Annotated in this window: 7 protein-coding genes and 2 pseudogenes; all 9 read right to left on the bottom strand. The window is 39.6% G+C overall.

Features of this window, described 5'->3' with window-relative positions; all coding sequences use genetic code 11:
* Window positions 1–281: 281 nt before the first annotated feature.
* The 9 genes and pseudogenes from K1I67_RS04705 to K1I67_RS04745 all read right to left on the bottom strand — a co-directional run bounded on the left by K1I67_RS04705 (window position 282) and on the right by K1I67_RS04745 (window position 7,005).
* A complete protein-coding gene (locus tag K1I67_RS04705; RefSeq protein ID WP_223339032.1) occupies window positions 282–1,124 on the bottom strand; it encodes an aminoglycoside 6-adenylyltransferase in 843 nt (280 codons plus the stop codon).
* 16 nt (window positions 1,125–1,140) lie between these two features.
* Window positions 1,141–1,356 (bottom strand): annotated as a pseudogene (locus tag K1I67_RS04710) (GNAT family N-acetyltransferase); the annotation flags it as partial.
* A 69-nt stretch (window positions 1,357–1,425) separates the two neighbouring features.
* On the bottom strand, window positions 1,426–1,800 hold the full coding sequence (locus K1I67_RS04715; protein WP_223339033.1) for a GNAT family N-acetyltransferase: 375 nt from the start codon (window positions 1,798–1,800) through the stop codon (window positions 1,426–1,428).
* 29 nt (window positions 1,801–1,829) lie between these two features.
* Window positions 1,830–2,414, bottom strand: a pseudogene (locus K1I67_RS04720) (aminoglycoside 6-adenylyltransferase); the annotation flags it as partial.
* Window positions 2,404–2,946 carry a hypothetical protein gene (locus K1I67_RS04725; RefSeq protein WP_223339034.1) on the bottom strand — a complete coding sequence of 181 codons (543 nt, stop codon included), beginning with the start codon at window positions 2,944–2,946 and terminating at the stop codon, window positions 2,404–2,406. The gene K1I67_RS04725 and the pseudogene K1I67_RS04720, both read right to left, overlap by 11 nt.
* 49 nt (window positions 2,947–2,995) lie before the next feature.
* Window positions 2,996–3,403 (bottom strand): YkvA family protein, encoded by a 408-nt coding sequence (locus K1I67_RS04730; RefSeq protein WP_223339035.1) that lies wholly within the window; start codon window positions 3,401–3,403, stop codon window positions 2,996–2,998.
* A gap of 32 nt (window positions 3,404–3,435) precedes the next feature.
* Complete coding sequence (gene parE, locus K1I67_RS04735; RefSeq protein ID WP_223339036.1) at window positions 3,436–5,379, bottom strand: DNA topoisomerase IV subunit B; 1,944 nt, start codon at window positions 5,377–5,379, stop codon at window positions 3,436–3,438.
* A 147-nt stretch (window positions 5,380–5,526) separates the two neighbouring features.
* Entirely contained in the window at window positions 5,527–6,369 is an 843-nt protein-coding gene (locus K1I67_RS04740; protein WP_223339037.1) for an amino acid ABC transporter substrate-binding protein, read from the bottom strand.
* A 9-nt stretch (window positions 6,370–6,378) separates the two neighbouring features.
* On the bottom strand, window positions 6,379–7,005 hold the full coding sequence (locus K1I67_RS04745) for an amino acid ABC transporter ATP-binding protein (RefSeq protein ID WP_223339038.1): 627 nt from the start codon (window positions 7,003–7,005) through the stop codon (window positions 6,379–6,381).
* Between the last annotated feature and the right edge of the window lie 70 nt (window positions 7,006–7,075).

Raw genomic sequence — 7,075 nt, forward strand, 5'->3', positions numbered from 1 at the left:
GGCTTGCCGAAAATTTCTGTAGAAAAATAGGAAATCGATGCAGGGTTCGATGAACCCAAAGCGATTTATCTTTTTTCCTAAGAAATTAGTCCCGTGTTCAGTTACCTCTAGTAACCAAACTATCCTTTCTGTAGTTTAAAATACGTTTTAAAAAATGCATCAGGAGTTTTCACACAGCATTTAGGGCGTGTTCAACTCCTTTCAAAGAATATAGAGTAGGTTTTATGGAAAAGTTGTTCAGTCACTATAAATAACCAAACGACCCTTTCTGTGGTTTAAAATTATAATTTGTGTTCTTTATTTTCTAAGTGATTTGGAAGTTTTTCTTTAGCATACTCAACCATCTTTTCAGCTTCTTCCTTATCATAATCAAAGCCCATCTTGTTAGCAAGGGATTGAGCTTCTTGATGGAAAAGTTGCATCGTAGCCAGTAGAGACTGAGTGATTTTGTCTAAACTTGAGAAATCAAGAAGAGCAGAGAATTCCTTCTCCTTCTCAATTGGCAAGTAGTTAAAGAGGTACTTGTAGTTCTTACCGATGTCGACTACTCCTCTATCACTTGCTACCTGCCAAGCTAAGATTTTCAAGAGTTCTTGCTGGCAAATATTGTAGAGATGGTCCGTTGCATAAATGACTTGATTGCGACAAATGCCCTTGACTACATAGGCAGAAACCCACCAAAATTCATTGCAGGCTTTTTTAAAATCCTTCTCACTAGCTGGATGTATCCAGAAACGCTCTGGACTTGTAGTATAGGACTCAAACAAGCCCTTCTCGTCTACTAAAACTGTATAACCAGCTTCGCTATCTACCCATTCTTGGATGTGGTCTTTTGGGCAAAGGGTTAGATCAATCCTATTGCCATCTTCAAAAAGCATGAGATAAAGTCGACGGTTTCCTAAGATATTATGCTGCTCAATCAGACGATTGCCAAACTGATCCAGCCAAGACAAGTCTGAAATTAGGTTTTCAAGATTATCAACAAGATAAACAACATCATAGTCTTGAAATTCATCTTTCGGAGCATGATCATTTGTTCTAGAACCCGATAAAGCAACAGCATCGACTTTTAAACTTTCAGCTATTTGTAAAATCAGATTCATCATTTCTGTTTCAGTTCTCATGGGAATACCTGCCTTTTTAGTGAAAACTCTTGATTCTGTAAAGGATATGTCTATAAAGAGGACTAACTGCTGGAACTTTTTCATTATCAAATTCTTTGACAAATTCCATGCCTAGCTTTTGCATGACTTTTTGCGAAGGGAGATTGTGAAAGGATGTAAAAGAGTAAACTTCTGACAAGCCAGCTTGCTGAAAAGCAAAGTCTAGACAGGCTTGGGCATCCTCCGTCGCATAAGCATCTTGGCTAGTTCAAGCGAATCTGTCAGACCCAGTTTGTTGTCAAGCGTCATTGACTGTCTCCTTTCATTCAGATTTTCTAAATCCTGTACCAACAGGCTTAAAACTTATTGCCCGATAAAATCCATCTGCTTCAGATATTAATTCAATCCGTGTCAAAGGATATTTTTTGTGGATCTCCTCAATCAGCTGCTGTCCCAGTCCTTTTCTGCGGTGGGATTTACCAATAATTATTTCAGCTAAAAAGGTCGTCAGCACTTCATCCGTCAGATAACGGACAAAGCCGAGGATTTTCTGGTCCTCTTCAAGCACCAAGTAATGAGACAGATTTGTTGAAAATAGAGATGTCACTTTTTCCTCTGTAAAAGAAAGCCATTTTTCACTTTGATAAAGGCTATAAATAGCTTGACAATCTTTTCTGCTTGCAGGTCTGATAATCATCTTCTATTCCTCCAAATCTGTCAGACTTAATTAACACTCCCCACTGCTTCCGTTACCTTCATAGCAGGTTTGCGTTTTTTATAGCGACTACGGATAGCGTAGAGATGGTCCGTCGCATAGATAAGTTGCTTACGACAAATGCCCTTGACTACATAGGCAGAAACCCACCAAAATTCATTGCAGGCTTTTTTAAAATCCTTCTCAGTAGCTGGACTTGTCCAGTAACGCTGAGGATTTGAAGAATATGGCGCAAACAAGCCCTTAGTGTCCTCTAGCACCGTGAAATCCGCTTCGCTTTCTACCCACTCCTTGATATGCACTTTAGGACATAGAGTCAAATCAATACGGTTACCATCTTCAAAAAGCATGAGGTAGAGACGACGGTTACCTAGGATATTATGTTGCTCAATGATGCGTTCACCGAACTGGGTCAGCCAAGAAAGGTCACTCGTCAGATAATCTAAGTCATCCACAATATAGACAACATCATAGTCTTGAAATTCATCTATTTGAATCTTTTGGTTTGTACGCGAACCAGATAGAGCCACAGCATCAACCTGCAACTTTTTAGCTATTTGTAAAATCAGGCCAAGCATTTCCTGGTCAGTTCTCATGTGGTTCATCCTCAGTTGCCTCTAAGTTCTGAATAACAGGATCTTCATTTCTTTGCTTAAGAAGCTTCTGAACTCTTTTCCTTTCTAACTCTCCGACCAAGAATTGAATGATAAAACTAATACCAAAAATTGGTAATAGCAAAACAATTCCCATTTCTTGCGTCAGTATTATAAATAGTAGATTCATCCCTGATAAGATTGCTAAAAACCAGGCATTTATCTTAAGAAGTTTTGAGTAACTACTAGGATAATACTTGTGATGTTTGGTACTTTTATAAATAGCTGTAAAACTGAATGCTAAGCTAGCTGATGTGAAAATATAAAAGTCAAAAACATAGAAGAGCAAACCTGCATAAGGATTGGATCTTAAAGGATTATCAAATAAAAAAACACAGGTAGTTACTATGGTTAATAGTAAAAATTCAAGATAGCGGCTTTGCTCGGGTTTACCTTGTTTGGCAATTATATACATAATTGCAGCTAAAGCTAAGACTATGACAAGAAATGGACTATCAAACAATAAACTTATCATGATTTATACCTCTTTTAGAGAGCTAAAATTAAGAACTATAGACGATTTTTCAGATCAATCCTTGAGACTGACGCCATTTATCGTAGGTTTCAATGTCTGTTTTGACCATATTCATACAAAGTCCTAGAACTGCCATGTCATCTAAATAACCTGCTAGGGGAATAAAATCCGGAACAATATCAATAGGAGCAAGGAAATAAATAAGTGCGCTTAAAACGGCTAAAATAGTTCCATAAGGAACCGTTGTGTATTTCCCTTGAGCATAATTTTTCACTAAGGAAATCATGACTGGAATCATCTGGAATTTCTTACCAACAAATGGCATCTCTTTAATTTTTTGCTCCAAACGATATAAAAAATCATCTAACTCATCTTTATCGTTTAATAGGGCCTCAGATTCCGCATAGCCACTTTCAAGTGCTTCTTTAACTTGCTCTTCACTTAGATTTTCAGACATATCTTGTCCTCCATTTGTATTTATATCAATTTTTAAAATACTGTTGCTTCTTCCAGTGTAAACTGGACATTGTCTTCAATCCACTTACGGCGTGGTTCAACCTTGTCACCCATGAGGACATTGACACGACGTTCTGCGCGTGCTAGGTCTTCAATCGTCACACGGATGAGAGTGCGGGTTTCTGGATTCATGGTTGTTTCCCAGAGTTGGTCCGCATTCATTTCACCAAGACCCTTGTAGCGTTGAAGGGTAGCACCTTTACCGAACTGCTTGCGAAGTTCTTCTAGCTCACTATCCGTCCATGCGTAAGCCACTTCTTCTTTTTTGCCTTTACCTTTAGACATCTTGTAAAGAGGAGGAAGGGCAATATAAACATGACCTGCCTCAACTAGTGGACGCATATAGCGATAAAAGAAGGTTAAAAGCAATGTTTGAATGTGGGCACCGTCGGTATCCGCATCGGTCATGATAATAATCTTGTCATAGTTGGCATCTTCAAGAGAGAAGTCTGCCCCAACACCAGCACCGATGGTATAAATCATGGTATTGATTTCTTCGTTTTTGAGGATATCTGCCATCTTGGCCTTGGCTGTATTGATAACCTTACCTCGAAGAGGCAAGATAGCTTGGAACTTGCGGTCACGACCTTGTTTGGCAGAACCACCGGCAGAGTCCCCCTCGACCAGATAGAGTTCGTTCTTAGCTGGATTTTTTGACTGGGCTGGCGTTAATTTACCAGAAAGCAAGCCCTTGTCTTTCTTATTCTTCTTGCCATTTCGGCTCTCATCACGCGCCTTACGTGCTGCTTCACGGGCATCACGAGCCTTGATAGCTTTACGAATCAGATTAGACGCGAGTTCTCCGTTTTCCATGAGGAAGAAAGTTAATTTATCAGCTACAATACCATCTACAACCGGACGAGCAAGTGGACTTCCTAGTTTATCCTTAGTCTGTCCTTCAAACTGCAAATGTTCTTCAGGAACAAGGATGGAAAGAACTGCCGCCAACCCTTCACGGTAATCTGAACCTTCTAGGTTTTTATCTTTTTCTTTGAGAAGGCCAGTTTTTCGCGCATAGTCGTTCATAACTTTGGTAATGGCAGACTTGAGTCCTGTCTCATGCGTTCCACCGTCCTTGGTACGAACATTGTTAACAAAGGACAAGATGTTATCTGAAAATCCATCATTATATTGGAGGGCTACTTCTACTTGAAAACCATTATCTTCGCCTTCAAAGTAAAGGACTGGCGTCAAGGTTTCCTTGTCTTCATTGAGGTAAGAAACAAAGTCTTGTACCCCATTCTCATAATGGAATTCAATTGCTTCATCTGTTCGTTTGTCCGTTAATGACAAGGTTACATTTTTCAAGAGGAAGGCTGACTCATTGAGACGCTCTGAAATGGTATTGTACTTGAAATCAGTCGTAGAAAAGATACTAGCATCCGGCATGAAGGTCACTTTGGTACCTGTTTTAGACTTCGGTGCTGTGCCAACCTTTTCAAGAGTTGTTACTGGTTTCCCACCATTTTCAAAGCGTTGTTTGTAAACAGCCCCATCACGTGTAATTTCTACTTCCAGCCAACTAGAGAGGGCATTGACGACAGAAGAACCAACCCCGTGAAGACCACCAGAAGTCTTGTAGCCACCTTGACCGAATTTTCCTCCAGCGTGGAGAATGGTAAAAATAACCTCAACCGTTGGAATCCCCATAGCGTGCATCCCAGTCGGCATCCCACGTCCGTGGTCTTGAACCGTTAAACTTCCATCTTTATTAATCGTTACATCAATGCGATCACCAAATCCAGATAAGGCTTCATCGACTGCATTATCGACAATTTCCCAAACAAGGTGATGTAGCCCAGCACCGTCAGTCGATCCGATATACATCCCTGGACGTTTACGGACTGCATCCAACCCTTCTAGCACCTGAATGGCGTCATCATTATAATTGTTAATATTGATTTCCTTTTTTGACACAAGGAACCTCCTATTTGTTCATCTTTTCTATTTTACAGGTTTTCTAAGGATTTTGCAAAATTTTCAAGTTGAAAGCCTATTCACAAGTCCTATTTAGGACAAGAATCACTCATTCCCACTCTAAAAAAAGAAACCAAGACGAGAGTCTCAGTTTTCTTTTCCTTTAACTTGGCTTGTTGCTATATCTTCACCAAACCATTTCTGGCTGATTTCTTGGAATTTCCCTTCTTGATAGAGTTCCTTAAAAGCTTTATTTAAATTTGTCAACAAGGTTTTATCCGCTGGTCTTACTCCAACTGCAAAAGACTCACTCTCAAAACCGGCTGAGAAAATCTCATACTGGTCTAATATCCCTTCCGTTTTAAGATAATAATTGGCATAAACACGGTCAATTAAAAGAGCATCAATCCGATCATTTTGCAAGTCAATCAAGGCTTCATTAAAACTCTGATATTGGTTTGCTTTTTGATCTTTTACGATATTTTTTAAGAGTTCTGGTTGAGCTTCGAAATCTAGATAACCAGAAGAACCCGCTTGGGCTCCCAAAATTTTATCTTTCATATCCGAAACCGACTGGATATTTTGAGATTTTTTAGAGACGAGAACCTGCTGATTCTCCATATAAGGAATGGTAAAAGCTACCTTCTCACGGCGTTCATCTGTTGCGGAATAGCCGTTCCAAATTGCATCAATAGTGCCGTTTTGAAGTTCTGTTTCCTTCATATCCCAATCAATGGGTTGAAACTGTACCTTGAACCCCAGTTTCTCAGAAACGGCTTGGGCTAAATCAATATCAAATCCAACATATTGCCCATTCTTTTCTTCAAAGCCCATAGGAACAAAGGTATTGTCAAATCCAATAGTAATGCTTCCTTGTTGTTGGTATTTGTCCCAATTATCGACCTTGGGATCACTAGCTTTTTGCGTACATCCTACCAGGAAAAAAGCCAGAAAGAATACCAAAATAAGACTGATTTTCTTTCGATTCATAGACACCTCCTACTTAGGATCTACTTTGAGAATCTGGTCAGCAATATTCTCTGCAAACTGGAGATCATGGGTTACAACAATTTGTGTCATGCCTAATTCTCGATTTTGTAGGATCAGTTTTTCAACTTCGAGACGCAACTCTGGGTCAAGGGCTGAAGTTGGTTCGTCATAACCAATCACTTCAGGATCTATCATCATAGCACGTGCTAAGGCAACCCGTTGCTTTTGACCACCAGATAAGGAATAAGGATAGGCATCTGCATGAGCTTCGAGTCCCAGACGAGTTAATAAGTCGACCGCCTTCTTCTTTGCATCTGCTTCAGACATCCCCATAGTCTTGATAGGTGACAAAATCAAGTTCTCCATAACGGATAAGTGAGGAAAAAGTTGAAAGTCTTGAAAAACAAAACCTAACAAGTGGCGCTTTTCAAGTTCATCCAAAGGTAGGGATTCTCCATTATAAAAAATCTCTCCTGAATCAATGGTCTCAAGTCCAGCTAACATTCTAAGCAAGGTAGTCTTCCCACCACCAGAAGGGCCAACAATGGCCAAAATTTGCTTTTCAGGAATTGTTAAACTGAAATTGGATAAAATTTCTTTTTTTCCAAATTTTTTGCTGATATTTTTTAACCCCAATTGTCAAGTCAAGTGCAACAAAGTTGTTCCTCTGATTAAGCGAGTATCTTTCAAGCTGTTTGAGCTGACT

Source organism: Streptococcus infantis, from assembly GCF_019929575.1.
GTDB lineage: Bacteria > Bacillota > Bacilli > Lactobacillales > Streptococcaceae > Streptococcus > Streptococcus infantis_L.